Annotated in this window: 23 protein-coding genes; 7 read left to right on the forward strand and 16 right to left on the reverse strand. The window is 72.6% G+C overall.

Features of this window, described 5'->3' with window-relative positions; all coding sequences use genetic code 11:
- Positions 1 to 69: 69 nt before the first annotated feature.
- Positions 70 to 1,488, reverse strand: coding sequence for a UDP-N-acetylmuramoyl-tripeptide--D-alanyl-D-alanine ligase (locus PUR26_RS10835; RefSeq protein ID WP_329871578.1), 1,419 nt, complete (start codon positions 1,486 to 1,488; stop codon positions 70 to 72).
- Positions 1,489 to 2,051: 563 nt separating this feature from the next.
- Positions 2,052 to 2,540, reverse strand: coding sequence for a MarR family winged helix-turn-helix transcriptional regulator (locus tag PUR26_RS10840; RefSeq protein ID WP_329871579.1), 489 nt, complete (start codon positions 2,538 to 2,540; stop codon positions 2,052 to 2,054).
- A 58-nt stretch (positions 2,541 to 2,598) separates the two neighbouring features.
- Between PUR26_RS10840 and PUR26_RS10845 the strand changes: the two genes are divergently transcribed.
- Complete coding sequence (locus PUR26_RS10845; RefSeq protein ID WP_329871581.1) at positions 2,599 to 3,483, forward strand: alpha/beta fold hydrolase; 885 nt, start codon at positions 2,599 to 2,601, stop codon at positions 3,481 to 3,483.
- A 293-nt stretch (positions 3,484 to 3,776) separates the two neighbouring features.
- Positions 3,777 to 4,190, forward strand: a complete 414-nt coding sequence (locus tag PUR26_RS10850; protein ID WP_329871583.1) for a hypothetical protein — start codon at positions 3,777 to 3,779, stop codon at positions 4,188 to 4,190.
- Between the two features lie 256 nt (positions 4,191 to 4,446).
- Here the strand turns inward: PUR26_RS10850 and PUR26_RS10855 are convergent, their stop codons facing one another.
- The 3 genes from PUR26_RS10855 to PUR26_RS10865 all read right to left on the reverse strand — a co-directional run bounded on the left by PUR26_RS10855 (position 4,447) and on the right by PUR26_RS10865 (position 6,794).
- A complete protein-coding gene (locus PUR26_RS10855; protein ID WP_329871585.1) occupies positions 4,447 to 5,724 on the reverse strand; it encodes an RNA polymerase sigma factor in 1,278 nt (425 codons plus the stop codon).
- Complete coding sequence (locus PUR26_RS10860; protein WP_329871587.1) at positions 5,721 to 6,083, reverse strand: YciI family protein; 363 nt, start codon at positions 6,081 to 6,083, stop codon at positions 5,721 to 5,723. The genes PUR26_RS10855 and PUR26_RS10860 overlap by 4 nt, the downstream gene beginning before the upstream one ends.
- A 264-nt stretch (positions 6,084 to 6,347) precedes the next feature.
- Positions 6,348 to 6,794 carry an ester cyclase gene (locus PUR26_RS10865; protein WP_329871589.1) on the reverse strand — a complete coding sequence of 149 codons (447 nt, stop codon included), beginning with the start codon at positions 6,792 to 6,794 and terminating at the stop codon, positions 6,348 to 6,350.
- A 658-nt stretch (positions 6,795 to 7,452) separates the two neighbouring features.
- Between PUR26_RS10865 and PUR26_RS10870 the strand changes: the two genes are divergently transcribed.
- On the forward strand, positions 7,453 to 8,169 hold the full coding sequence (locus tag PUR26_RS10870; protein WP_329871591.1) for a VOC family protein: 717 nt from the start codon (positions 7,453 to 7,455) through the stop codon (positions 8,167 to 8,169).
- Between the two features lie 314 nt (positions 8,170 to 8,483).
- Here the strand turns inward: PUR26_RS10870 and PUR26_RS10875 are convergent, their stop codons facing one another.
- The 6 genes from PUR26_RS10875 to PUR26_RS10900 form a co-directional block, all read right to left on the reverse strand.
- On the reverse strand, positions 8,484 to 9,887 hold the full coding sequence (locus PUR26_RS10875) for an MFS transporter (protein WP_329871593.1): 1,404 nt from the start codon (positions 9,885 to 9,887) through the stop codon (positions 8,484 to 8,486).
- A 666-nt stretch (positions 9,888 to 10,553) separates the two neighbouring features.
- Positions 10,554 to 11,597, reverse strand: a complete 1,044-nt coding sequence (locus tag PUR26_RS10880) for an enoyl-CoA hydratase/isomerase family protein (protein ID WP_329871595.1) — start codon at positions 11,595 to 11,597, stop codon at positions 10,554 to 10,556.
- Positions 11,594 to 11,749, reverse strand: coding sequence for a hypothetical protein (locus PUR26_RS10885; protein WP_329871596.1), 156 nt, complete (start codon positions 11,747 to 11,749; stop codon positions 11,594 to 11,596). The genes PUR26_RS10880 and PUR26_RS10885 overlap by 4 nt, the downstream gene beginning before the upstream one ends.
- A gap of 340 nt (positions 11,750 to 12,089) precedes the next feature.
- Positions 12,090 to 12,920 carry an LLM class F420-dependent oxidoreductase gene (locus tag PUR26_RS10890; RefSeq protein WP_329871598.1) on the reverse strand — a complete coding sequence of 277 codons (831 nt, stop codon included), beginning with the start codon at positions 12,918 to 12,920 and terminating at the stop codon, positions 12,090 to 12,092.
- Positions 12,917 to 13,927, reverse strand: coding sequence for a zinc-dependent alcohol dehydrogenase family protein (locus PUR26_RS10895; protein ID WP_329871601.1), 1,011 nt, complete (start codon positions 13,925 to 13,927; stop codon positions 12,917 to 12,919). The genes PUR26_RS10890 and PUR26_RS10895 overlap by 4 nt, the downstream gene beginning before the upstream one ends.
- Before the next feature lie 208 nt (positions 13,928 to 14,135).
- Positions 14,136 to 14,486, reverse strand: coding sequence for an ArsR/SmtB family transcription factor (locus PUR26_RS10900; RefSeq protein ID WP_329871603.1), 351 nt, complete (start codon positions 14,484 to 14,486; stop codon positions 14,136 to 14,138).
- Between the two features lie 224 nt (positions 14,487 to 14,710).
- Here PUR26_RS10900 and PUR26_RS10905 point away from each other — a divergent pair, with 224 nt between their 5' ends.
- Positions 14,711 to 15,532 carry a hypothetical protein gene (locus tag PUR26_RS10905; RefSeq protein ID WP_329871604.1) on the forward strand — a complete coding sequence of 274 codons (822 nt, stop codon included), beginning with the start codon at positions 14,711 to 14,713 and terminating at the stop codon, positions 15,530 to 15,532.
- 15 nt (positions 15,533 to 15,547) lie between these two features.
- Here PUR26_RS10905 and PUR26_RS10910 read toward each other — a convergent pair whose 3' ends face one another.
- On the reverse strand, positions 15,548 to 16,096 hold the full coding sequence (locus PUR26_RS10910; protein ID WP_329871606.1) for a DoxX family protein: 549 nt from the start codon (positions 16,094 to 16,096) through the stop codon (positions 15,548 to 15,550).
- Positions 16,097 to 16,287: 191 nt separating this feature from the next.
- On the opposite strand from PUR26_RS10910, the gene PUR26_RS10915 reads away from it, so the two are divergent.
- Entirely contained in the window at positions 16,288 to 16,710 is a 423-nt protein-coding gene (locus PUR26_RS10915) for a DUF350 domain-containing protein (protein ID WP_329871608.1), read from the forward strand.
- A gap of 88 nt (positions 16,711 to 16,798) precedes the next feature.
- Here PUR26_RS10915 and PUR26_RS10920 read toward each other — a convergent pair whose 3' ends face one another.
- Complete coding sequence (locus PUR26_RS10920; RefSeq protein ID WP_329871609.1) at positions 16,799 to 17,272, reverse strand: hypothetical protein; 474 nt, start codon at positions 17,270 to 17,272, stop codon at positions 16,799 to 16,801.
- The gene (locus PUR26_RS10925) at positions 17,269 to 18,702 is read right to left on the reverse strand and encodes a WGR domain-containing protein (RefSeq protein ID WP_329871610.1); all 1,434 of its coding nucleotides are present in this window, start codon (positions 18,700 to 18,702) and stop codon (positions 17,269 to 17,271) included. The genes PUR26_RS10920 and PUR26_RS10925 overlap by 4 nt, the downstream gene beginning before the upstream one ends.
- Before the next feature lie 353 nt (positions 18,703 to 19,055).
- On the opposite strand from PUR26_RS10925, the gene PUR26_RS10930 reads away from it, so the two are divergent.
- Complete coding sequence (locus tag PUR26_RS10930) at positions 19,056 to 19,820, forward strand: peptidoglycan recognition protein family protein (protein ID WP_329871612.1); 765 nt, start codon at positions 19,056 to 19,058, stop codon at positions 19,818 to 19,820.
- Positions 19,821 to 20,000: 180 nt separating this feature from the next.
- Complete coding sequence (locus PUR26_RS10935; protein ID WP_329871614.1) at positions 20,001 to 21,086, forward strand: LacI family DNA-binding transcriptional regulator; 1,086 nt, start codon at positions 20,001 to 20,003, stop codon at positions 21,084 to 21,086.
- A 267-nt stretch (positions 21,087 to 21,353) separates the two neighbouring features.
- On the opposite strand, the gene PUR26_RS10940 is transcribed toward PUR26_RS10935, so the two are convergent.
- Together PUR26_RS10940 and PUR26_RS10945 are read right to left on the reverse strand one after the other, a co-directional pair.
- Entirely contained in the window at positions 21,354 to 22,127 is a 774-nt protein-coding gene (locus PUR26_RS10940; RefSeq protein WP_329871616.1) for a CAP domain-containing protein, read from the reverse strand.
- A gap of 423 nt (positions 22,128 to 22,550) precedes the next feature.
- Positions 22,551 to 24,431 carry a sigma-70 family RNA polymerase sigma factor gene (locus PUR26_RS10945; protein ID WP_329871618.1) on the reverse strand — a complete coding sequence of 627 codons (1,881 nt, stop codon included), beginning with the start codon at positions 24,429 to 24,431 and terminating at the stop codon, positions 22,551 to 22,553.
- Between the last annotated feature and the right edge of the window lie 26 nt (positions 24,432 to 24,457).

Genomic DNA, 24,457 nt, shown 5'->3' on the forward strand with positions numbered 1-24,457 from the left:
CTTCGCGCGTCCCGCCGGCGCTCGGCCGCGGCCCCGGTTCCGGGGCGCGGGCGCTGAACGCCGGCCAGGTCACGGTCGCTGCCGCGCCCCGACCGGGACCGTCCCGGTGGCGGGCTTCAGCAGTTGCTCGGCGAGCTGCTGGAGCTGGACTCCCCGACTGGCCTTGACGAGGACGACGTCACCAGGTCGCAGAGTGCGGCGCAGCAGCTCCAGGGCGGTGTCCTGGTCGGGCACCTGTACGGCGTTGGCCCCGGCCGCCGAGGCGGCCCGCTGCATCCATCGGGCCTCCTCCCCTCCGATGGTGATGAGCTGCTCCAGCCCGAGTCCGGCAGCCGTACGGCCGATCCCTTCGTGCGCGCCCGGGGAGTCGTCGCCGAGCTCGTTCATCCGGCCCAGGACCGCGATGGCGCGGCGGTCGCCACCGCGGGCCACGGCGGCCAGGGCGTCGAGCGAGTGCCGCATCGAGTCCGGGTTGGCGTTGTAGGCGTCGTTGATGACGGTCACGCCGTCCGCGCGGGTGGTGGTCTCCATCCGCCATGGGGACCGCAGCGTCGCCGCGTCGAGCAGGACGGCGGTCTGTTCCACGCCCATCCCGGCCTCTCGGGCCACGGCGGCTGCCGCGAGGGAGTTGTGGACCTGCGGCTCGCCCAGGAGCCGAAGCCGCACGGGTGCGGTGCCCTCGGGCGTGGTGAGGGTGTAGCCGGGCCTGCCCTGGGCGTCGAGGCGGACATCGGTGGCACGGATCGTCGCGTCGGCGGCCAGGCCGTAGGTGACCACCCGGGCGGTGGTCCGCCGGGCCATCGCGCTGACGAGCGGGTCGTCGGCGTTGAGGACCGCCACTCCGTGCGGGGGCAGGGCTTCGACGATCTCGCCCTTGGCCAGGGCGATCCGGTCCCGTCCGCCGAACTCGCCGATGTGGGCGGTGCCGACGTTGGTGACCACGCTGATGGCGGGCGGGGCGATGCCGGTCAGGGAGGCGATGTGACCGACACCCCGGGCGCCCATCTCCAGCACCAGATAACGCGTGGCCGGATCGGCCCGGGTGATGGTCAGGGGCAGGCCGATCTCGTTGTTGAACGACTGGTAGGTGGCGACGGTCGGACCGGCGGCGGCCAGGGTCTGGGCGATCAGGTCCTTGGTACTGGTCTTGCCGGCCGAGCCGGTGATCGCGACGATCGTGGTCCCGTTCAGAGTGGTGTGCACCAGGTGCCGTGCGAGGCGCCCGAACGCCTCCAGGACGTCCTCCACGACGATGGCGGGGACGCCGACAGGCCGGGTGGCGAGCACGGCGACCGCTCCCGCCTCGACAGCCGGCCGGGCGTACTCGTGTCCGTCGCCGTGATCGCCGCACAGGGCGAGGAACAGAGTGCCCGCAGCGGCCTCGCGGGAGTCGAAGACCACCGAGGTGACCGGAGCTTCGAGGTCGGTTACGTCGGTGAGGGCGCCGTCCATCACACGGGCGAGGGCCGAGAGGGACATGGGCTGCATGCGGTTCTCCCTGGTCAGGTGGTGATGGGGGACGCTACCGGCCGCCCGGCGGCGGGCCGGTCAGGCATGCGGAGGGTGGGTCGAACGGGAGCCCCGGTCGCCGCGGAAGGCGGCGAACCGGCCGACGGCGGTGCCGCCGCACGCGGCGCCGGGGTGCGGCCGGAGGGGCTGGGTTCGCGGCGGCCCTTGGCACCCGTCGCGCTGCGGCGGCACCGTTCGGGCGCGCCATGCCCCGGATGTACCGGGAACGACCGCGTCTCCGCCATGACGTGCGGACCCCGGGCCTCGGTCCCGGGTGCGGACCAGGGGGCACGTGCGCCGCTCGCCACGGCAGGACAGCCCGCACCCGCTGGGGGGTGTCCTGTCGATCAGGCCGGATCAGTGGGCGGCGGGCGGTGCCTGGGGCATCCCCAGGCCCTCCGGGGCCGAGGGGACGCATCGCGAGGCGGAGGAGGGAGTCCTGGCGGCGGGGGCACCGCCCGTGCCCGTCCCGAGGCTTCCGGACACGACCCCAGGTCGTGCCCCCGGCCACGGCTGCCGGGCCGGCTTCGCGCGCACAGGGCCTATCGGGGCGGCTCGGCGTCCGCGAGGTCCACGTCGTCGAAGAGTTCCAGCATCCGGCTCAGCACCCGGACGCAGGCATCGACATCCTTGCCGGCGAGGCTGCCGCCCGCCTGGCGCAGCAGGGCGTGCTCACGGGCGGTCACGGCGTCGATGGCCGCGCGGCCCCGGTCGGTCAGCCGGATCAGCGACGAACGCTGGTGCGCCGGATTCGGGATGCTGTCCACGAGCCGTCCAGCAGCGGCGTCGTTGACCATCCGCTGCACGAACTGGCGGCTCAGCGACTGGGCCCGCCCCATCTGCGGGACGGTCATCGGCCCGTGCTCGCGCAGCAGATCCAGTACGGCGCGCACGCCGACGGAGAGGTCCTGCGCGGCGTCCTGTTCGATCTTGCGCTGGACGCGGCGGTAGAGCGGTCCGACGAGGGCGAAGACCTCCATCAGTCGCTGAGGCAGCTCGTCGGGGGAAAGGTGGCGGTCGGTGTCGGTCACCCCACAAGCATGACACCTTGGTTGCCAAACCTCCAGGACACATGACACCTTGGTTGTCATGAACGAGGCTTCGATCTCCCGCACCGCTGCCCCCGCTCCCCCGTACGACACCTTCGCGTCCGGGGACGGTCTGCTCGCCTACCGCGACGCAGGCCCTCGTGATGGCAGCCCCCTGGTGCTGCTGCACAGCGGTTTCGTGGACCACACCCAGTTCGACAACCTGATCCCCGGCCTCGTGGCCGAGGGACACCGAGTCATCACCCCGGATGCCCGCGGGCACGGATTCTCCGCGAACGCCACCAGGCCCTTCCGGCAGGCCGACGACCTCGCCGCCCTGCTGCGCCACCTCGGCCTCGACGGGCCGTCGACTCTGGTCGGCGTCTCGATGGGCGCGCTCATCGCCGTCGACACCGCGATCGAGCACCCCGAACTGGTCGGCGCCCTGGTCGTCAGCGGCCGCGGAATCGGCGAACCGGACCTCGGCGACCCCTGGTCCGCGGCGCTCCAGCGGGCCCAGACCGACGCACTCACCACCGGTGACATCCCCGGCTGGCTGGACGGCTTCGTCCAGTGGGCGGCGGGCCCCTCCCGTACGCTCGCCGACATCGACCAGGACATCATCCGCCACATCCGCGAGATGGCGTCGCGCACGCTGATGAAGCACACCCCGGACGAGCCGGACCACTGCGTTCCGGTCGAGGACGTGGCCGCCCGCGCCAAGGACATCACCGTCCCGGTCCTGGCCGTCGACGGCGCCCTGGACGCGCCAGGCGTGCTCCGCACCGTGACCGCCCTGATGGACATCGTCCCCGACGGCCGCAGCGCCCGGCTGGAGGGCGCCGGTCACTACACGACGATGGAGCAGCCGGAGGCGTTCACGAGGATCCTCATGGACTTCCTGCACGAAGTGCGCGTCCAGGGAGTCTCCGAGCGGCCCTCGTGACGTCGGCGCGTGCCGCCCGCCCTTCGCGCAGCCGCCGGTGCACGACCGGGCGCCCGCCTGTTCGACGGTGGGCGGCCGTGGGGCCGGGGGCGGCCGCGTGGACTGTCCCCTCCTCGGCTGCTCGGCCTTCCCGCCGGCTTCGCCGCCGGCCGCGTGACCGCTCCCCGTCCGGCCGGGCCCTGCCGGGGGCGGACGGGCCCCGGGAGCGGTCTCCTTGTCACGAATCGGAGACGACGGGGTACCGGGGGACGGCGGCCCGCCGGCATCGGAGCCCGTCGACCCGGGGAGCCCCCATGCGCGTACGCGCCGCCCATGCGATCGCAGCCGTCGTCACGGCCCTGTTGGCCACCGGGTGCGGTTCGTCCCCCGCCGAGGAGGTCGAGGACTGGTACTCCGGAGGCGGCGAGAAGCAGCTCAGGCAGATGGCGGAGGACGCGGGCCGGGTCAACGAGGTGAGCACACGGACGCTCGACGTCATCGGAACGGCCTGCCAGGACCTCGCCAAGCACGCCCCGGCCGCCGAAACCCTGGAGCCCATACCCGACGAACTGGCCCAGGAGAACCGGGCGCAGGCGCTGACCGCGCTTCGGGAGGGGGCGGCCGAGCGCACGGCCGGAGCCGCCGCCAAGGACGAGTCGGCGGCCGGCCGGGGGGTGCGTACGATCCAGCTCGACAGCTCGACGGCCTCCACGTCCTGCCCGAGGTGACCGACCGGATCAAGACGGTGCTGGAGCAGAAGTGAGGACCCCCGAAGCGGGGGACGTCGCGACGTGGAGCGCCGGGGACGCGAAGCCGGCCGCTGCCATGACCGCGGCTGCGCCGGCCGGACGCCTTCGGCCGTCCTGAACCGCCCCTCGGGGCCGGGCCCTTCGCCGCCGGACGGTGGACGGCGTGGCCGTTGGAACCGCCCACGCGGCCGAGGTGGTCCGCCGCTCGGGCGCGCGCACCTCATGCGCGGGACGTTCACGTCGAAGGCAGGGCCGTCGGCCGATGCGGAGCCGGGGCGAGCCGTGCCGCGCGGGAGGCGAGGTGGCGTCGTTCCGGTGCACTGGTGGCGCGTCGAGCGGCATCGCGGTAGGCGTGGGCCGCCGCGTCGTGCTCGCCGAGCATCTCCAGGAGGTGGGCCCGGGTGGCGAGCAGACGGTGATGGCGTGCCATGCGCTTGTCGGATTCCAGCGTGGTGAGCAGATCGAGTCCGGCGGAAGGGCCGTGGACCATGGCCACGGCGACCGCGCGGTTGAGGGTGACCACGGGGTTCGGCGCGGCCTGTTCCAGCAGTTCGTACAGGGCGAGGATCTGCGGCCAGTCGGTGGCGTCGACGTGCTCGGCCTCGTCGTGGACCGCGGCGATGGCCGCCTGAAGCTGGTAGGGGCCGACCTGCCCCCGCGGCAGAGTGCGGGTGATCATGTCGACGCCCTCGGTGATGAGCCGGCGGTCCCACCGCCCGCGGTCCTGCTCGGCGAGTGGCACCAGGTCGCCGTCGGGTCCGGTCCGAGCGGGGCGGCGCGCGTCGGTGAGCAGCATCAGCGCCAGCAGCCCGGCCACTTCGCCGTCGTCGGGCAGCAAACGGTGGAGCATGCGGGTGAGCCGGATCGCCTCGGCCGACAGGGCCGGCGCGGTCAGGTCGGCACCGTCCGTGGTGGTGTACCCCTCGTTGAAGACCAGGTACAGCACGTGCAGGACCTCGCCCAGCCGGTCCGCCCGGTCGGCGGCCTCCGGCATGCCGAGCCCTGTGCCGGAGGCCTTGATGGTCTGCTTCGCCCGGCTGATGCGCTGCGCCATCGTCGCCTCGGGCACGAGGAAGGCCGCGGCGATGTGAGCGGTGGTCAGGCCGCCCACGGCGCGCAGCGTCAGGGCGATCCGGCTCGGCGAGGACAGTGCCGGGTGGCAGCACAGGTACAGCAGCGCGAGGGAGTCGTCCCGGTCCGCGTCCGGCTCGGCGTCGGCGGAGTGGCTGAGCAGTTCCGCCTGCGGGGTGGACAGGGCGATACGTTCCTCGCGGTGCCTGCGTGCGGTCTCGCTGCGCACCTGGTCGACCAGCTTGCGGGAGGCCACCGTGACCAGCCAGCCCCCGGGGTTGTCCGGCTCTCCCTCGGCCGGCCACTGGAGAGCGGCGGCGAGCAGCGCCTCCTGGACGGCGTCCTCGCACATGTCGAAGGAGCCGTACCGGCGGACCAGCGCGCCGAGGACCTGCGGCGCCAGTTCGCGCAGCAGGTCCTCGACGCCGTGTTCCACGCTCACAGGTCCGCCGCGGACTCGTGCAGGACCGGCCACAGCTCGACCGGCTCGGTGTCGGCGAAGGGCATGTCCGCCGCGATCTGCTGGGCGCGCTCCTCGCTCGCGCAGTCGAAGAGGTAGAAACTGGCGATGTACTCCTTGGTCTCCAGGTACGGCCCGTCGGTGACCGCCGGGGCCCCGTCCTTGCGGCGCACGAGCTGGGCGTTGGCCGCGTCCGCCAGGCCGTAGGCGCCCAGAAGCTCCCCGGTCTCCCGGTACTTCTTATTGAACGCGTCCTGCTTGGCGATGGCCTCCGGCCACTCCTCGGCGGGGAAGGAGTCCCACTTGGCCTGGTTGCCGTAGATCATCGCGACGTACTTCATCTCAGGTGTCCCCTCGCTTCCACGCGCCCCGTCGGCGCGCTGTCACCCCTCAGTCGGAGCAGGAAACGAGTCCTCGACATCCGGCGACAGTTTTTCTTCGATTTCTTTCGGATCCCTTCCGAGCCGACGAGGACGACCACTTCGAACGCCCGGGCGATCCGAAACGATCAACCTACCCGGCCTCCTGGGTGACGGGCCAGAAGCCGTGCGCGGTTCCCGCTCTCCGGCGCCGGCAGCACCCCGACGTCCGCCGTGGCCCCCTGCTCATGATGCGGAGCCGTCGGGAACCACACCGAGCTGCCGCATCTGCGCGAGGAGGTCGACGACGCCCCGGATCTCGGTGACCCGGCCCTCCGCGAAGCGCAGGATGAAGATCTCGTCGTAGCCGACGGACCTGCCCGTCGGCGGGAGGTTCATGTACTCGCCCAGGTGGGTCCCGGTGACCCTGTTCCTGAAGACGACCTTGTCCCCCTCCGCGATCACATCCTCGACCGCGATGCGCAGATCGGGGAACGCGCGAAGGAGTACCGTCCACACCTGCTTGAGCGCCCGCACCCCCGTCGCACCATTCGGTACCGGCGCGTGGAACAGCACGTCGGGGGCGATGACCTCGTCGATGGTCTTCGCGACGGCCTCCGCGTCGCCGGTGTTCACGGCGTCATGCAAGCGGCTGAACGCGGCTATGTTGCTCGTTGCTCGCGCTGTCGGCATCGTTCTCTCCTCGGGTGGCCGGGGCATTTCGGGTCGTTGTCGCTGCTCGGAGCGTGGGCGTGCCTGTCGGCGTGCGGCAGCCCCGTGCGGGGCCGGGTCACTCCCCAAGGAGTGCGTCCGGAGGGCCGGTCGGCCCTCCGGACCGTTCGATACCAGTCGCCGATGCCGGCCGCGAGCGGTCGGCGTCCCCCAGGTATCCGGGGGGCACCTCCGCCGCTGCCGGTCATTCCTATGACCGGCGCGGATCGCCGCGATGTGACATGAACGGATGTGGCGCGGGTCTCCCCGCCCCGTGCGAGGGGGATCCGCGCCGGGCGGCGGACCGCGGGGCGGGGGCGCGACGGTCATGCGCGCGAACGGCCTGGGCTCGCGTCGACCGCATCGTCTTCGGGACGCGCAGCGCCGTGGCGATCCCCTTCCCGGTCCGCCCGTTCGGCATGCGGGCACCGCCGGACCCGTGAAGGTGCCCCCACACACCACCACCGCGCGTGGACCGTCAGCGTCCGCCGGCACGGGCCGACGCGCAACTAGTAAAGTTTGACTAGCCAGTTCCCGGGCCGTACCGTCGGCATCCCCGGCTCGGCGGCCGTTCCCTGGAGCCGATGGCCGAGCGGCCCGGAAGCCGGGGTCCCATGGTGACGAGACAGGCGGAGGACCGTTGACCGAGACGACGATTCGGGCGAACGAGACAGTGGTGCCGGTGCTGCCATGCGCGGACCTGGAGGAGACCCTGGCCTTCTACCAGGCACTCGGATTCGAGGTCACCTACCGGCAGACTCGCCCCTACCTCTACCTCGCCCTGGAGTGGAGCGGCTTCGCGGTGCACTTCGGCAGGCCGCCCCAGGACCACGATCCGGCCAGGGAGGACGGCGGCGCCTGCCTGGTCATGGTGGAAGAGGTCGCGGCCTACCACGCCGCCTTCACCGAGGCCATGCGTGCCGCCTACCGCAAAGTGCCGGCCAAGGGCCTCCCTCGCATCACGCGCTTCCGCCCCGGCCAGACACGGTTCACCCTTCTCGACCCGTCCGGCAACTCGCTCATCTTCATCCAGCGGGACGAGCCGGTCACACTGGAGTACGGCGGCTCCAGGAAGCTGCGGGGGCTGGCCCGGGCGCTCGACAACGCCCGGATCCTCCGCGAGTTCAAGAACGACGACCGGGCCGCCTTCAGGGCCGTCTCCTCCGCGCTGCGCAGGCACGGCGACGCGGCCACGGCCCTCGACCGGGCCCTGGCGCTGGCCACCCTCATCGCACTGGCCACCGCTCTCGACGAACGGGAGCACATCGACGCGTGGACCCGCGAACTGGAGCGGATCCACCTCACCGACGCCGAACGCGAGCGCGTCAGCGACGAACTGCGCCGTTCGGGCACATGACGAGCTTCTGCGTCCGCCCGACCGGGCCGCGCCCCCGCCCCGCCACCGCCCCCGCCGGCTGACGCGCCGTTCGACGGTGCCGCGGCGCTTCCTGCGGGCCGCGCCCCGCTCCTCTTGAGCCCGGGCTCCGCTTCTCGTACGCCTGGCCCCGCTTCTTCCCCGCCCCGCCTCGGCGTGGAAGCCGGCCGGCCACCGTCCGCGGCGCGGCGTCGCCGCGGACGGTGGCCGGCCTCGGGCCCGATGGGGAGGGGAGTCGCTCCGGCTGTCGTACGGAGCACGACGGGGTGGCGCGCCCGGTCAGGCGGTACGGCCCCTCAGAGCACCCGGGGGCCGGGCTCCGGCACCGGGGCGGGCCGGGGTTCCTGAACGTCCTCGGGGTCGTCGTCGAGCGCTCGCCCCTTGGTCTCGGGGGCCGCGACCGCCATCCAGAGGACGGACCCCACGATCGCCAGGGTCAGCACGGCGAAGGTGAGCGGAAGCCCCAGCAGGGGCCACATGACCGAGCCGAACAGCAGCGGGGCGAAACCGGTCAGCGCCCGACTGAAGGACGATGCCCAGCCGAAGCCACTGGCCCGCAGCAGAGTCGGGTACAACTCGGACACGTAGGCGTACAGGGCGGGGATGGCGAGCTGCATCAGGAACCCGAAGGCCGCGATGGCCACGACGGACGCCGTCGGCATGTCCATCAGCAGCGCGAACACCACCAGGGCGAGCGCGCCGATCGGTGCCGTGACACCGATGAGCCATTTCCGGCCCACCACGTCGACCAGCGCGGCGGACACCAGGACCGCGACGATGCCGACGCCGCTCATCAGCGTGGTGCTCATGAAGGCGGCCGTGTCGCCGAGTCCCTGTTCCTTGAGGATGGACGGCATCCAGCTCAGCGCCGCGTAGTACACGAGCATGATGCTGGCGAACAGCAGCCAGGCGGCGGAGGTGATGCGCGGGCTGAACCTCCAGACGTCGCGAAGCTGTTCATAGGCGGCCGCCGGCCCCCGCGACCTGGCCTTCTCCGGCGGCGCGGGGATGACGTACGGCTCGACCGCCGCTCCGGTGCGGGCCACCAGATCGTCGATGACGGCGCGGGCGTCGGCCTCCCTCCCCTTCTTGGTGAGGTAGACCGGCGACTCCGGGATGCCCCGGCGCACCCAGAAGAGCAGCAGCGCCGGGATGCTCATCGTGGTGAGCATCCATCGCCAGTTGTTGTCGAGTGTCAGCATGAACGTCGACACCAGGCCGCAGAGGGTCACGCCTATCGGCCACCACACGTCGAGTGCGGTGAGGATCCGCCCGCGGTACTTCCTCGGTGAGAACTCCGCCACCAGGGCGTAGTCGACGGGGATACAGCCGCCGAGTCCGACACCGGCCACGAAGCGCAGAGCCAGGAAGACGGCGTAGTTCGGGGAGAGGGCACCGAGCACCGAGAACAACGCGAAGATCAGAAGTGTGACGCTGAAGGCCCTCTTACGGCCGATGCGGTCCGCGACCGCGCCCCAGGCGACCGCGCCCAGGGCCATACCGACCAGGTTCGCGGTGGCCACGAGACCGCGCTGGGAGAGCGTGAGATCGAAGTGCTTGCCCAGCAGCGGCATCAGGAAGCCGTTGAGGGCGATGTCGTACGCGTCGAATAAGTAGCCGAGGCCGCCGATGATGAAGATCTTGCCCTGGACTCCCCATTTCCAGGGGAGGTCCTGCACGATCTGGTCGCCTGTTTTCACGTTCGCTCCACGGAGGTGTTCGAGGGGGACGCGCCCGCGCGGGGGCGGACACCGGGGGTGGAAGAGCGGGATGGGACTGACGGGTCGCGGAAGGAATCCAGAGGAGGGGTGCGGGGAGCGGCCGGCCGGGGAGCCCGGTCAGCGGGCGAAGCGGTGGGCGCGGCCGCTCACCGGCGTCGCAGCCGCAGAGGGACCGGCCCAGTGGCAGCAACGCTCACGACGACCGCGGCCGACCGCTGACGCCCCGCGGTGGACGCTCCGCTCCCGGGCGGCCCGCCCCTGCCCACGCCAACGCGCCCAAGGCCCGCGTCACGGGGACGAGCGGCCTTGGTGATGCTTCCCGGCATCGGACGCCTGCGGTGCCATACGTCTCCTCGATGAACTTGCGGCCCATCCATTCCCGACTTTCCTGACACATCGTCAAGCGGGGTCGGGGGAACCTCGTCGGCCTGCCCCCCACCCACGCCGGAACGACGATGCCAGCCTACGCAAAGCCTCTTGGCAGCCGGCCGTTGCCGTCGTCACCGCGGCATCCGATGGTACGCCGCCTCCCGGGAACCCGGTGTCCGGCGGCCGCCGAGCCGGCGGTCACCGGGCCGCCCACGCTGCCGGGCCCCTCGACGCCGACGCAGGCGCTCACCAGGGCGCCTCCCGGGTGGAGTCGGTTCAGGACAGGCGGAGTTCGCGGTCGTCGCCGAGCGGGGCGAAGTAGCGGGACACGTCGCTCTCGGTGACCTCGTCGAGGCGGGCGGGCGACCAGCGGGGGCTGCGGTCCTTGTCGATGACCTGGGCCCGGATGCCCTCGACCAGATCGGGCGTCGACAGAGCCGCGCACGAGACCCGGTACTCCTGCTCCAGTACCCGTTCCAGCGAGCCGAGCCGGCGGGCCCGGCGCAGCGCGGACAGGGTGACCTTGAGCGCGGTGGGCGATTTGGCGCCCAGGGTGACGGCCGCCTCCTTGGCCGCCGGTACGCCACTGCCGACCAGGCGCTCCACGATCTCCTCCATCGTGTCGGGCGCGTAGCAGTGGTCGATCCACTCGCGGTGGGCCGCCAGTTCACCGGGCGGCACCAGGCCGGCGTGCGGGGGCAGGGCGTCGTCCACGGGCGCGTGTGCGAGCTCGGCCACCAGCCGATCGAGCCGGTCGGCCGGTACGAAGTGGTCGGCGAGGCCGCAGAGCAGGGCATCGGCGGCGCCGACGGCGGCACCCGTCAGGGCCAGGTGGGTGCCGAGCTCGCCGGGTGCCTGGGCGAGGAGGTGGGTCCCGCCGACGTCGGGGGCGAAGCCGATACCGGTCTCGGGCATGGCCACCCGGGAACGTTCGGTGACGATCCGCACGCTTCCGTGGGACGAGACACCGACGCCGCCGCCCATCACGATGCCGTCCATGAGGGCGACGTACGGCTTGGGGTAGCGGGCGATCAACGCGTTGAGCCGGTACTCGTCCCGCCAGAAGTCGGCCGAGGCGCCGCCGCCGCGGCGGGCGTCGTCGTGGATGGCACGGATGTCCCCGCCCGCGCACAGGCCGCGCTCCCCCGCGCCGGAGATCACCACGGTCCGCACGGCGGGGTCGTCCCGCCAGGCGGTGAGCGCTTCCTCGATGCGCACCACCATGCCGTGGCTGAGCGCGTTCAGGGCCTTGGGGCGGTTGAGGATCAAGCGGCCCAGGCGCCCCTCCGTCCGGACCAGGACCTCCTCCTGCCCGGTCATGCCAGGTGCTCCGTCAGGCTGCGGGCGACGACGTTCATGATCTCTTCGGTCCCTTCCAGGATCCGGCGGACCCGCGGGTCACGGATGGTCTTGTGCGTGCCGTACTCCTCGGGGCGGCCGGATGCGCCGTGAGACCCTGGCGTCCGGCTCACGACGGAGGACCGGCCTCCGGGGCGGCCCGCCCGGCCATGCCGGCGCGCGGGCGGCGGTGAGTGCGGTGGCCATGCCGGCGAGCCTAGACCGCCGGCCCGGGCGTCGAGCAGGAGGCCCCGCTCCCGCGGGAGCCGACCGCTCGGCGCGCGCAGCGACCGGCACCGCGTGTGGTGCCGGGTCCGTACAGCAGGCGTGTCGTGTCGGGTACACACAACAGAAGGGGCAGGGGGGAAAGCCGCACACGGAGCGGAGGCCGGGCGGGGATTCCGCTCGCGCGGCGATGTCGTGAGGTGTCGGGAGGTGCGCGAGGTGTCGCGAGGTGTCGCGAGGCGGGGCCGCTCAGCGGAGACGGTCGCCGAGCCGGAGTGCGATCTCGTCGACGAGCTTCGTCATGTTCCGGGTGTCCGCGGGGCGGACCCAGAACAGGACGCGGTCGGTTCCGGCGGCGGCATAGGCGTCGACGTCGGCGAGGTCACCGCCGAACAGGGTGACGGGGATGGGCTCGTCGCTGCCCGGTTTGCGGGCGGTCTTCTTGAATTCGGCGATGTGGTCGAGGACACCGGGGCGCAGCATGGGGATCCACTCGTCGCCGTAGGCGATGACGCGCTCGGCGACGCGTGGACCGTTGCCGGCGACGAGGATCGGCGGGTGCGGGCGCTGGACGGGCTTGGGCCAGGAGGTGACGTGGTCGAAGTCGACGAACTTGCCGTGGTAGGACGCCACGTCACGGGTCCAGATCTGTTGCATGGCCTCGACGCGTTCGCGCATGACGCGGAAGCGGTCGTCGGGTTCGACGCCGTGGTTGCGCATCTCCTGGTAGATCCAGCCGGGCCCGACACCGAAGTTCATACGGCCCTGGGAGAGGACGTCGACCGAGGCGACCTCCTTCGCGGTGATGATCGGGTCGCGTTCGGGGACGAGCAGGACGGCGGTGCCGATCTGGAGGTGGGTGGTGGCCTGGGCGATCGCGCCGAGCGCGACGAAGGCGTCCATGCCGTTCTTGAACTCCGGCGCGAGGTTCAGCACGTCGTAGCGTTCGGGGGTGACGGCCGGGATGTGGGTGTGGTCGGGCATGAACAGCGACTCGAAGCCGCGGTCTTCGAGGAGGGTCCCGAAAGCGCCGGGAGGGATGGCGTCCTGGGTGGGGAACATGATGAACCCGTACTTCACCGCTGTGCCTCCTCGCGGGCGACAGTGACGACGATCTTCCCGACCTGCTGTCCGGCTTCCAGGTAGCGATGTGCCGCGACGATGTCGTCCAGGTCGAAGGTGCGGTCGATGACCGGGGTGAGGACGCCGGCGTCGAGTCCGTCGGTGATGTAGTGCCGGGCGCGGGCGAGACGGTCCGGGTCACCGGTGATCTCGAACACGGTGTACGGGCGGGTGAAGACGGGGCGCATGCCGCGGAGGCCGGGCAGCGGGGTGGGCTCGCCCGAGAGGCCGCCGTGGACGAAGAGCAGGCCGTCCCGGGCGGTGGCGGCGGCGAGCGCCTCGATGCCGGTACCGGCGACGGCGTCGAAGACCATCTCCGCTCCCCGCCCGGCGGTGATGTCCAGGATCGTGGTGGCGACGTCGTCGCGGCCGGTGACGACGGTGTGAGCGGCGCCGGCCTCGCTCAGGCGCTTCTCCTTGTCCACGTCGTTGGTGGTGGCGATGGGGATGGCGCCCGCGCGGCGGGCGACCTGGAGGGCGGCGAGTCCGACGCTCGACGAGGCGGCCGTGATGACCACATGGTCACCGGGGCGCAGGCGGCCGATGTCCAACAGGGCGCCGTACGCGGTCAGGAAGGGCATCCATACGGCGGCGCCCGTCACCGCGCTCACCGACGGCGGACGGTGGACCAGGGCCGAGGCCGGAACGATGGCCTGTTCGCCGTACATGTGGTGACGGGACTGCTGGAACAGCGGCAGCACGCTGACCGTGTCGCCGGGGGCGAACCCGGTGACGTCGCCGCCGACGGCACGGACGCGGCCGGCCCCTTCGTAGCCGAGGCCGGAGGGCAGCGCGGCGACCCGGTCCAGATAGCGGTCGCGGCGGAAGTTGGCCTCCGACCGGTTCAGACCGATGGCGTCCACGTCCAGCAGGACCTCACCCGGGCCGGGTTCGCCCAGGTCGATCTCCTCCAGGCGTAAGACGTCCGGTCCGCCCAGTTCATGGAAGCGCACCACCTTTGCCATGGAACCCGCTCCTCACCGCTCGACATTACTTCGACCTCAATCGTAATACGATGACGATCGACATTGCGAGCTCTCCGGCACGGGATCCGCGCCGCGTGCGCCGACGGCCCGGCACCGATGCCGCCCCGGGCCGGGCCGCCGGCCCGGGGCACGCGCACAGGCACACGCCCGCGTCGCGGTGTTCATGGCGCCGTTCCGTGCGGCCCCCTCAGGACGGCGGGGTGTCCGCCTCACGGGCGGAAGCGGCCACCAGCGCCGACAACAGGCCGGGGAAGCGCGCCTCCATCTCGTCCGAGCGCAAGGAGTTCATCTTCGTCGTCCCCACGTAGTACTGCCGGATCACCCCCGCCTCGCGCAGCACGTTGAAGTGGTGCGTCGACGTCGACCGGGACACCGGCACGTCGAACGCACCGCAGCTCAGATCGTCGCCGCGGTTCGCGAGCTGCGACACCACGCCGCGCCGCACCGGATCGACCAGCGCCTCCAGTACCTGCTGCAGCGAGACGTCCCCCAAGGACGGGTGCTCCACGGTCCGCGAGGCGGTACGGGGACGGGCCACAGCAACTCCTTGAGCCGGGTTCAGCAACCCTTCCATAGTACGACCGCCGTCGAACGAACGAGGGTTCGCGCCGTGCCCCGCGCCGTGGACGACGGCCGGTACCCGGGCGGAAAACACGTGGTGGGATGCCGTGCCCGTACCGGCGGCGCGGGTACATCGCCGACCGGCCCACACGGAACCGTAGGATCTCGCCGAACGATCGACCTGAGCAGGGGAGCTATGTCGTGTCCGGTGCCCTTCACCCCGAAGTCTTCGGGGACTGGTGCGAGTACGGCGTCGGGGTAAAGGTCCGCGCCTACGACCTGGAGCGGTTCAGACCGACGCAGGACGAGCGCAAGGACCTCCCCAAGGGCTACACGTTCTTCCGCTTCAAGGTCACGGTGGAGAACGTGGGCAGTGAGGCTCTCACCGTGGACATCCGCCGGGCGGACGTGCGGGTCGGCAGGGACGGCCTGACCGCGCTTCCCGTCTTCAGCGCCACCGACAGGATCGAAGACGTGAACCTGTACCCGCTGCGCCGGGCGACGGGCGTGTACGCCTTCTGCTGCCGCCCGGCACACGCCAGGCTCATCGACGCGCAGATCGACATCCGCGCGGACGGGGACAGGCTGGAGAACGCCGACTGGACCGGACAGCTCGGCGCGGCGAGAAAGACACCCGCCACGAAGGGGCAGGGCGACTTCCTCGCGTCCGGTGTCGTGGAGGGGGTCCATGAGTGGCTGTTGGAGCGGGCCCGCGAGGGCGGCCGGCACATCGCCGAGGAAGACCCCCACGCCGCCAGGGAGAAGGGCATCGGCGATCCCTACGTCGCACGGACGAGCAGAGGAGTGCGCTGGGGGCTGGCCGACGTGAACGCACTGACGGCCGGGGAGCTCGCCGCGGCCGTCGGCATCGGCGAGGAAGCGGCTCAGAGGGTCGTGTCGGCCCGGGAGCTCCTCGGCGGATCGTTCGACGACGTGGACCAGGTGTTCCGCTTCACGTCCCTCTCCGACGAAGAGCGCGCGGCCGTCGAGGAGCGTGCCGTCGCCCTGCCGCCCGAGCTCTGATCCGCCACGGCCGGCTCAGATACCGCCGAGTCCTTCGTCCCCGGCCGCCTGAGCCGCGGCCGCCTGCTCCTTGACGCGTCGGCCGACCACGGCGGCCGCCGCGAGTGCGCTGCCGACGAAGGCCGCCGCCACGATCCAGGGCCGGTCGAGGCGGTGGTGGGTGGCGTGGTCGAGTCCGTATCGCCCGGCGCCCGCGAGGCCGATGGACGCCGCGGTGAACCCGAGGAACGCCGGGTACTCGAAGCCCCCCGACTGGGCGAAGAACCCGGACGGGGCATGCACCGAGACCGCACCCGCCATGGCTCCCGCGGCGGCGGCCCCGGCGGCGGGCGTGGCCAGACCCAGCGCCAGGAGTGTTCCGCCGCCCGCCTCCCCCAACCCGGCGGCGATGGCGCTCCGCTTCCCGGGCCGGAAGCCCATCGCCTCCATCGCCTGGGCCGTGGCCTCGATACCACCGCCCCCGAACCAGCCGAAGAGCTTCTGGCTCCCGTGCGCGGCGAGCACCGCTCCTGTGCCCACCCGCAGGACGAGCAGGCCGAGGTCGCGTCGGTTGATGGGGGTCATGAGGGCTCCCGGTGCGTGGGCGGAGGCTTACCGGTTCCACTGTGGGCGTGCGGGAGCGCGGACGACCGTGGTACTGAGCCATCCGGGTCACGCACGGCCCCGGTCGGGGCGCGACGGGCCGTGCGCTACATTTTGGCTCGCCTTGACCGCGATCACTCATGATCACTTTCCGATACGGAGCCGGCATTCCTATGAGCGACATCGTCAATGGACTCGGCCGGGCCACCGCCTACGGCGCACTCGGCGTGGTCCTGCTGATCCTCGGCATAGTCCTGGTCGACGCCCTGACGCCGGGAAAGCTCGGCCGGCAGATCTGGGAACAGCGCAACAGGAACGCGGCCGTGCTGCTGAGCTCCGCCCTGCTCGGTATCGGCGGCATCGTGTTCACCTCCATCTGGACGACCTACAACGACTTCGGCAAGGGCCTCGTGTCCACGGCCGCCTTCGGCCTGCTGGGGCTGGTGATGATGGCCGTGGCGTTCCTCGTGGTGGACCTCATCACCCCGGGCAAGCTGGGCGCGACGCTGGTCGAGCCCGAGCCGCACCCCGCGGTCTGGGTGACCGCGTCCTGCAACATCGCGGTGTCCGCCATCGTTTCGGCCTCCATCGCCTGACACCCGCGATCCCGCACCGGGCAACCGGCCCTCCGCACCTGAGCCGTCGCACCCCCCGGGCGGAGGGCCGTCGGCGTCGGAACACGGCTCACTCCACGCCGGCCACGGGCTCCACCTCCAGGAACCGCCGTCTGCGCGGGCCGCGGTACAGCAGCGCTTCCCAGCCCAGCCGTTCCAGCGTCCGCGCGCATGCGGACAACGCGTCCTCCTCGTCATGGGCCGCGCCGCCGCCGGGCGGGCCCAGCCACTCCACCCGGACCGAACCGGGCCGCTCGCCCGGGCTCACGCGGTACCCCGTGGCGACGCGCCGACCGCTGCCGTCCACGGCGGACGGCGCCACCCCGGCCGCCTCCAGGGCCAGCGCGACCGACCGGACGGGCCGGTTGCGCTCCCAGGCCGCCGGCACCGCCATGGGGTCGCCGGTCCCAGGGGCCGGACCCAGCCGCCGGATCTGCAACAGCCCTTCGAACGCCACCCGCACCTCCGCGGCACGCCGCTCAACCCCCTCGGCGGGCGGTGCGAGTCCGTCCCCGGTAGCGACCTCGAACGCCTCTCCGCTCACAGCAGGCGCCTGATGTCGCCCCGGACCCGGTAGAAGCCGCCCGACGCGGCGTGCAGCGCGTCGACGACATACCGCGCGCCGGGCTCCCGGATCGCCCTCGGGAACTGCACGTTCCACGACGCGTCATAGCCGTCGGACACCACCTGGACCCGCATCCGGCCGCCCTGCTGGACACACTCCACGACCACCGCTCCCGAGGGCGCGGCCGCCACCGTCGCCACCGAGGTCACGGCGGTGGCCGGTTCGTACGTGGGCAGCGCCGCGGCCAGCTTCACGTCCCGTGCCACCGGTACGGTGCCCTGCTGGGCAGCGGTGATCGCCGCCTCGCTCGCGTCCACGCACACCAGGGAACCGTCCGTGGTGACCAGGTACAGCCGCTCCTCGCGGTACTGCATCGACAGCGCCGACCCGCCGCCCGTACCGAGCTTCCACAGCCGCGTGCCGTCCTCGTCGAAGCAGTACACCGACGAGGAGGAGTCCCCCGCGAAGACGAACCGGCCGCCCGGCGAGGTGGCGCAGGAGTACACCGGGCTGTCGCACCGGTACGTCGCCTCCACGGCCCCGTTCCCCTTGGAGAGCCGCTGGACGACCCGGTGCGCCGTGCCCGCGTACACCGCCTCCTGCTCCTGCCAGCCGAAGAGGACCGCCCCCTGGGTCGGCGTGTGCCACAGCTCCGCCCCGCCGTCCGGCCCGTAGGCCGTCACGCCCCGCTGATGCCCGTGGTACACGGCCCGGTCGTCGGCGCGCACCATCCAGGCGTGCTCACCCTGGCTGCGCCGCGCCCACTGGTGCTCGTCCTCGTGGTCGATCACGGTGAGCCGCCCCGCGCGGTCCGCGACGTTCAGCACGCCCTCGTGGATGTCGAGCCAGAAGATGTCCACGTCGGCCGCGATGTCGTACGCCGCGAAGGGCAGCTTCGACGACAGGTCGTACACCCGGCCGTCGTCACATCCCGCGTATATCCAGAAGTCGTCGGCGACCAGGCACTTCACGCCGTCCGGCAGGTTGTAGCGGGCGAGGACCTCGCCGGTGTGGCTGAGGGTGTAGACGTCCCCCGACTGGTTGCCCACCCAGCAGCGGTCGTCGTCGACGTGGATACCGAACGCCGACGATCCGGTCCGGAAACGCCACAGCACCGGTGCGACCGCCCGCGCGGTGGACGGGGCCGAGGCGACCTGACGCCGTGTGACCGAGCGGGCCGCGCGCTGCCCCTGGACGGCGGGCGCGTACCCCTTGCGCACCTTCTCGCCGATCTTCTTCGCGGCGGCGGCCTGTGCCTTCTCGGGCGTGGGGAAGGACGATGTCTGGAGCTGGCCCGCGGCCCCGATCCGCCCGTAGCGCACGGAGACGACCTGGCCGTCGACCGTCACCTCGTAGAACTTGTGCGCACCACCGCCGTCCTGCGACAGCTCCAGATACGTCTTCGTCATGGCAGACCCCTCCCCAGGGTGGACCGGCGGCCGGTTCCGCGAATCCCACTGCCTGAACAGTAGAAGCGACCACTGACAATCGCCCTGCCGCCCCGTGTGGGGACCTCATGAGCCGTCCGCCTCCTGCGGGGACCGGTTCCGGCGGCAGGCCGGGCGCCCGGTCCGCTCTTCGGTCCGGACCGGTGAGCCGGGCAAGGGCCACGGCGGTGACCGGCCTTCGCCCGCGTGGAGCAGGGTGCTCCGGATGGAGCAGTCCGGCGGGCGTCCGCGGGCGTCCGGCGGTGACGATGGACAACCGCGGGCCGGTGGGCGCGGCCCACCACGGCCGGTGGCCGACGTCGGGAGGGCGGAGCATGTATCTGGCGCGTAACCGCCGGGCCCGTACCGCCCTCGCCCTGACGGTGCTCGTGGTGCTGGCCGCCGTCGCGTCCTGGCTCGCCCCGGCCGCGTCGCCGTTGCGCGTCATCACTCCGGTCCCGACGCGGGAGCCGCCGCGCGACGCCCGCCACCAGGGGCCACGGCCCGTCATCGTGCCGCGTGTGGCGTGGCAGGCCGAGACCGTCGCCACCGCACCGGGCGCACGGTACGCGCCCGCGGTGAAGGCCGCCGTCATCCACCACACCAGCACGCCGAACGGCTACGACTGCGCGACGGTCCCGGACACGCTGCGCGACCTGTACGCCGGACACGCCTACGGGCAGCACTGGGACGACATCGGCTACAACTTCCTCGTGGACGCCTGCGGAACCGTCTACGAGGGCCGGGCGGGCGGCGTGGACAGGCCCGTCATCGGCGCGCATACCCGTGGCTTCAACGAGGGCACCGTCGGCGTCGCGGCGATCGGCACGTTCAACCAGGGGGCGTACGTACCCGAGCCGATGCTGGACGCCATCGCCCGTCTGCTCGCCTGGAAGCTCGACGCGCGCGGCCCCGATCTGCGCGGCACGATCGCCCTGGTCTCCACGAACGACGAGGCCCGGTACCCGAAGGGGACGACCGCGTTGCTGCCGGTCGTGGGGGGCCACACGGACGGGTTCCCCACCCGTTGCCCCGGCGACGCCCTGTACGCGAAGATCCCCGACATCAGCGCGAGGGCGGCTCGCCTGCAACGCCGCTGACACACCGTTCTCCGGAGCCCTTCGCGCAGGGACCGGGCGGGACCGGGTTCATCCTCCTCCCGCGCCTCCACCCGGCGCCGGAGGGCCCGTCGTCCCGGCGACCGTGGACAGGGCGAGGTCATATCCTGAGGTCCGCCCGTCCGGAACAGGCCGGGGCAGGATGCCGAAGGAAGACCCGCCATGCCCCGCAGTACCCCAGAGGGCGACGCCCCCGAGCGCGGTCGGCGCGGTCGTGCCGGAACGCGACCGGTCATGGACGACGTCGCCCGCCGTGCGGGCGTGTCCAAGCAGACCGTCTCCCGGGTACTCAACGAATATCCAGCGGTCCGCGCGGAGACCCGTGAGCGGGTGCTGGAGGCCGTGCGCGCGCTCGGATACCGGCCCGGTCCCGGCGCGCGGCCGCCGGCCGGCGGCCGGAACCGGATGCTCGGTGTGATCTCGTTCGACGCCGTGCGGTACGGCCCCGCCTCGATCCTCGACGCGATCAACGGAGCCGCACGGGACGCCGGTCATCTGGTCAGTTCCATCGTTCTCGACACGGCCGGCCCCGGCACCGTCGTCGAGGCGGTGCAACGGCTCACCGCCGAAGGGGCGGACGGTGTGATCGCCATCGCCCCGCAACGATGGGTGGGCCGGGCCATCGCGGACGCCGGTCTCAGAACGCCCCTGGTCATGCTGGACAACGACCTCGGTGATGGTACTCCGCTCGTCACCACGGACGCGGGCGAAGGCGCCCGCAGGGCGACCGAGCACCTGCTCGCGCTCGGTCACGCCACGGTCCAGCACATCGCGGGCCCGGAAGGCTGGATCGCCTCCGATCACCGGCTGGACGGCTGGAGGGCGGCGCTGGGGGCCGCCGGGGCCACCGTTCCCGCGCCGCTGTTCGGGGACTGGAGCGCGGTCTCCGGTTACGAGTTGGGGCGACGGCTGGCCGCCCGACCGGACGTGACGGCGGTGTTCGCCTCCAACGACCAGATGGCGCTCGGTGTGCTCCGCGCTCTGTACGAGGCGGGCCGCAGGGTGCCCGAGGACGTCAGCGTGATCGGATACGACGACATTCCGGAGGCCGCGTTCGTGCTGCCTCCGCTGACCACCGTACGGACCGACTTCGCACGGATCGGACGTCAGTGTCTGCGCCTGCTGCTCGCCCGGTTGGACGGCGGGCGGGAGCGGTACGTCCGCTCGGCCGTACCGGCAGAGCTGATCGTGCGCACCAGTTCCGGCCGGGCGCCTCGACCGGGACGGCGGAGCGCCTTCCACGGTTGAGGGCCGCTGCCGGGCTCCCGCGGACGACATGGCGGCGCGTGGCTCCTGCGGCCACGCCGATCCCGGGGAGCGGGCGGGCCGACGGGCGGATCGCGGGCCCCCGTCACGCAGGGGGGCGGGCCGGGACGTGCGCAAGGGGCAGAAGACCCGCCGCCGGCGCCGGCCACCGGCGTGACCGCCGTACCCCGCCCCGACGGCACGGGGTGGGTACAGGATCTCGCCGTTGTGGCCCGATCCTCCCGCCCTGCGTGCCGACGGGTGCGCCCTTCAGTCCGAGACACCGAAGTTCTGGACCCACCAGGGCCCGTTGGAGTTGAGGTTCACACCGACGCCGATGTCCCTGAAGGAGCAGTTCAGGATGTTCTCCCGGTGCCCTGGGCTGTCCATCCAGTCCCGTACCGCCCCGGTGGGATCGTCGGGCCCCCGGTGGATGTTCTCGCCCCACGTACGCCACTCGTACCCCGCGGACTCCATGCGGTCACCCGCGTCGCGTCCGTCGGGGCTGTTGTGCTCGTAGTAGTTGCGGGCGGACATGTCGTTGGCGTGGGCCTGGGCTGCGGCCTGCAACCGGTTGTTGATCCGCAGCGGGGAGCAGCCGGCCTTCGCCCGTTCCGCGTTGGCCAGGGCGACGACCCGCTTGGCGTACGCGGCCGCCGTGCCCCTGGGGCCGCCGGCCTGAGGTGCGCCGCCGGCCCGGGCCCGCTCCGGATCGCCCGCGGGTGTGGGCGGGGCGCTGCGCCGGGGCGGACGCGGGGTCCCGGCGGCACGGCCGGTCGGCGACGCACTGCTGAGGGGCGACGACGTCGCGGGGGGCGCGGAAGGCGCGGCCGACGGCGACGCGGAGAGTGTGCCGGCCGGCGTCGGCGGACGGGGAGGGGCCGGCACACGGGAAGGGGCCCCCTCGACGACGCTGCCGGCCGTACGTCCCCCCACGGGCTCCCCCTGGGATCCGGCCCTGGTGGCCTCCGTTACGCCGCCCGTGCCGCCGGCTATGAGGCTTCCGGCGACCACGGCGGCGGCCGCGACCGTACCGGCGATCACGGTCCCCACTCCTTGAGCGGTCCGGTTCCGCCTCGCGTGCCCCCGCACCGCCCGGTGCCGGGGTCGGGGCCGGTCGTGCGCGTGGGTGTGGTCAGGGTGGTGGTGCTCGTGATGGGGGTGCACAGGGACTCCGCTCTCTTCCGGGGTACCGGTCGGTCCGGCACATGGGAGATCGGGCGGAGCGACCGCGACAACAGTTCCTGCGAAGAAAGGACTTCCTTACCGGGCGGCCGGAGAAACCGTTCCACCACGGAATGGACCGGTAGGCAGGATCTCCCTCCCCGACGTGGCCCCCTCGCCCTTCGCCGGACCGTTCCACGGGTTACCCTCCCGTCCTTCTCCTGGCTGACGGCGGAGCCGGTTTCGAGGTCGGGGGCCGGCGCCCGTCGTCCGTACGGTCGCCTCCCCCCTGGTCGGGGAGTGTCACGTGGACGTCTTCCGCCCGGCGTCCTGCTGTCCCTCCCCGCGCGGGGGCGGCGCCGGGTGGCCGGCGCTTCCGACGAGGGTCCTGAAGGAGGACTCCAGCAGTGGTTCCGTCTGCGTCAGGATCTGGCGGATGCGCTCCCGGGTGACCCCCAGGTCCTTGCCTATCTCGTCGAGGGTGGCGGGGTCCCCGGTAAAGCCGTATCGGCGCTCGATGATGTGGCGCGTGCGGTCGCTGAGGGTCCCGAGGACGCTGTGGACCTCCTCGGCGGTGAGGCCGTAGAGATACGGCTCCTCTCGGACGAGCGGCACGGTCGGATCGAACGCGCTGTGCAGCAGCTCGTCGTCGAGAGCCTCGGCAAGCACCTCCAGGGACACCGTGCGACGCACTCGGGACAGATGGGTGCGGGCCTCGGAAAGGGACACGTCGGCGCGGGCGGCCACTGCGGGCAGGTCGTCCCCGGGGGAGCCGAGGCCGAGGTCGCGCGCCGCCCTCTGCAGCGCGGTGACCGCTTCGTGCGCGTGTACGGGCAGCCGGATCGTCCGGCTCTGGTCGGCGATGGCCCGGTGCATCGCCTGGCGTATCCACTGGGTTGCGTACGTGGAGAATCGATAGCCGGTCGCGTGGTCGAACTTGTACAGCGCCCGGACCAGTCCCAGGTTGCCTTCCTGGATCAGGTCCAGGAACAGGACCCCTCGCCCGGTGAACTTCTTCGCGATGCCGACGACCAGCCGGAGGTTGCCCTCGAAGAACTCGGTGAAGGCGGCTTCGCCATCCGCCGAGATCCGGGCAAGCTCCCGCTTGAGGCGGGGGGCCGCCGAGCGCCCGGCCCGGTCCAGTCGCTCCCGGGCGAAGACCCCGGCCTCGATCCGCCGAGCCAGCTCCCCCTCGCGCTGTGCGGAGAGCAGTGGGAAGCGGCCGACCTCCTTGAGGTACTGCTTCACCGGGTCGTGGACCGCCTGCCCGTGCTCTCCCGACGCCTCGGAGCCGACCGCTGCCGCCACCCGGCCGGCCACGCGCGCCCCGGGTGCGGGACTGGCAGCCGGGCGCGCGGAGGCCGGGCGTCCCGAAGCGGAATCCGGGGAACCGGGACGCGGGGAACCGGGACGCGGGGAACCGGGACGCGGGGAAGCGGCCTCACGCGAAGCGGCGGTGACGGAGGGCGCCGAGAAGCCGGAGGGTACGGGAGAGGCGGGCGCGGGAGCGGCGGGCGCCGCGTGACCGGGCGCCGCTCGGATCGGCCCGGCCGAATCGACGGGAGCGCCCGCACCGACGGTTCCCGTGGTGCCGACCTGTTCGCCGGGGGCACCGCGACCGACGGAGCCGACCGGGCCGGGCACAAGGGTCGTCACCCTCATGGCCGCGAAGTCCAGCGCCGACCCCGGCGGCAGGTCCACCGCGAAGCCGGGACGCGCCGGAGGCGGGACGGCGACGCGCACCGCCGGGGGCGCGGCATCAGGCCCGGACCGGGATCCGGACACCGGATCAGGTACGGGATCGGATACGGGCACGGGCGCGGGCACCGATGCGGGCACCACCGCGGGAGCGGCGACCGGCGCGGACGTAGGAGCGGATCCAGGCGCGGGAGCCTGCTCCGCAGCGGGGAGCCGTACGGGAGCCGGCACGGACCGGGGCGGTGCCACCTCGGGAGCCACGGCGGCCGCGCGCAGACCGAACTGGCGCACGACCTGGTCCGGCAGGCGTATCCCGTCCGTCACCACCTGGGCCAGGACGGCCGCGAGCATCCTCTTGTCCGTCCCCGTCAGGAGCCCGCGCAGGGAAGCCATGCTGAGGGTCTTCTCCGCCCCCGCGGACGCCACGAGGGCCTCGCGCAGTGCGGCCATCGGTGACCTGGCGGACGCGTCGGCTGTGGTCGGCATAGGCCCCCCGTATGGAACAGCGGCGG

The sequence above is a fragment of the Streptomyces sp. SP18CS02 genome, assembly GCF_036322365.1.
Classification (GTDB): Bacteria; Actinomycetota; Actinomycetes; order Streptomycetales; family Streptomycetaceae; genus Streptomyces.

Bases quoted from the DNA above. Each gene is read 5' to 3' on its own strand.
- PUR26_RS10880 (WP_329871595.1), bottom strand. From the start codon at position 11,597: ATGACCGGGCAGGAGGAGGTCCTGGTCCGGACGGAGGGGCGCCTGGGC.
- PUR26_RS10915 (WP_329871608.1), top strand. From the start codon at position 16,288: ATGAGCGACATCGTCAATGGACTCGGCCGGGCCACCGCCTACGGCGCA.
- PUR26_RS10945 (WP_329871618.1), bottom strand. From the start codon at position 24,431: ATGCCGACCACAGCCGACGCGTCCGCCAGGTCACCGATGGCCGCACTG.
- PUR26_RS10865 (WP_329871589.1), bottom strand. From the start codon at position 6,794: ATGCCGACAGCGCGAGCAACGAGCAACATAGCCGCGTTCAGCCGCTTG.
- PUR26_RS10845 (WP_329871581.1), top strand. From the start codon at position 2,599: ATGAACGAGGCTTCGATCTCCCGCACCGCTGCCCCCGCTCCCCCGTAC.
- PUR26_RS10835 (WP_329871578.1), bottom strand. From the start codon at position 1,488: ATGCAGCCCATGTCCCTCTCGGCCCTCGCCCGTGTGATGGACGGCGCC.
- PUR26_RS10930 (WP_329871612.1), top strand. From the start codon at position 19,056: ATGTATCTGGCGCGTAACCGCCGGGCCCGTACCGCCCTCGCCCTGACG.
- PUR26_RS10850 (WP_329871583.1), top strand. From the start codon at position 3,777: ATGCGCGTACGCGCCGCCCATGCGATCGCAGCCGTCGTCACGGCCCTG.
- PUR26_RS10925 (WP_329871610.1), bottom strand. From the start codon at position 18,702: ATGACGAAGACGTATCTGGAGCTGTCGCAGGACGGCGGTGGTGCGCAC.
- PUR26_RS10935 (WP_329871614.1), top strand. From the start codon at position 20,001: ATGCCCCGCAGTACCCCAGAGGGCGACGCCCCCGAGCGCGGTCGGCGC.
- PUR26_RS10895 (WP_329871601.1), bottom strand. From the start codon at position 13,927: ATGGCAAAGGTGGTGCGCTTCCATGAACTGGGCGGACCGGACGTCTTA.
- PUR26_RS10910 (WP_329871606.1), bottom strand. From the start codon at position 16,096: ATGACCCCCATCAACCGACGCGACCTCGGCCTGCTCGTCCTGCGGGTG.
- PUR26_RS10860 (WP_329871587.1), bottom strand. From the start codon at position 6,083: ATGAAGTACGTCGCGATGATCTACGGCAACCAGGCCAAGTGGGACTCC.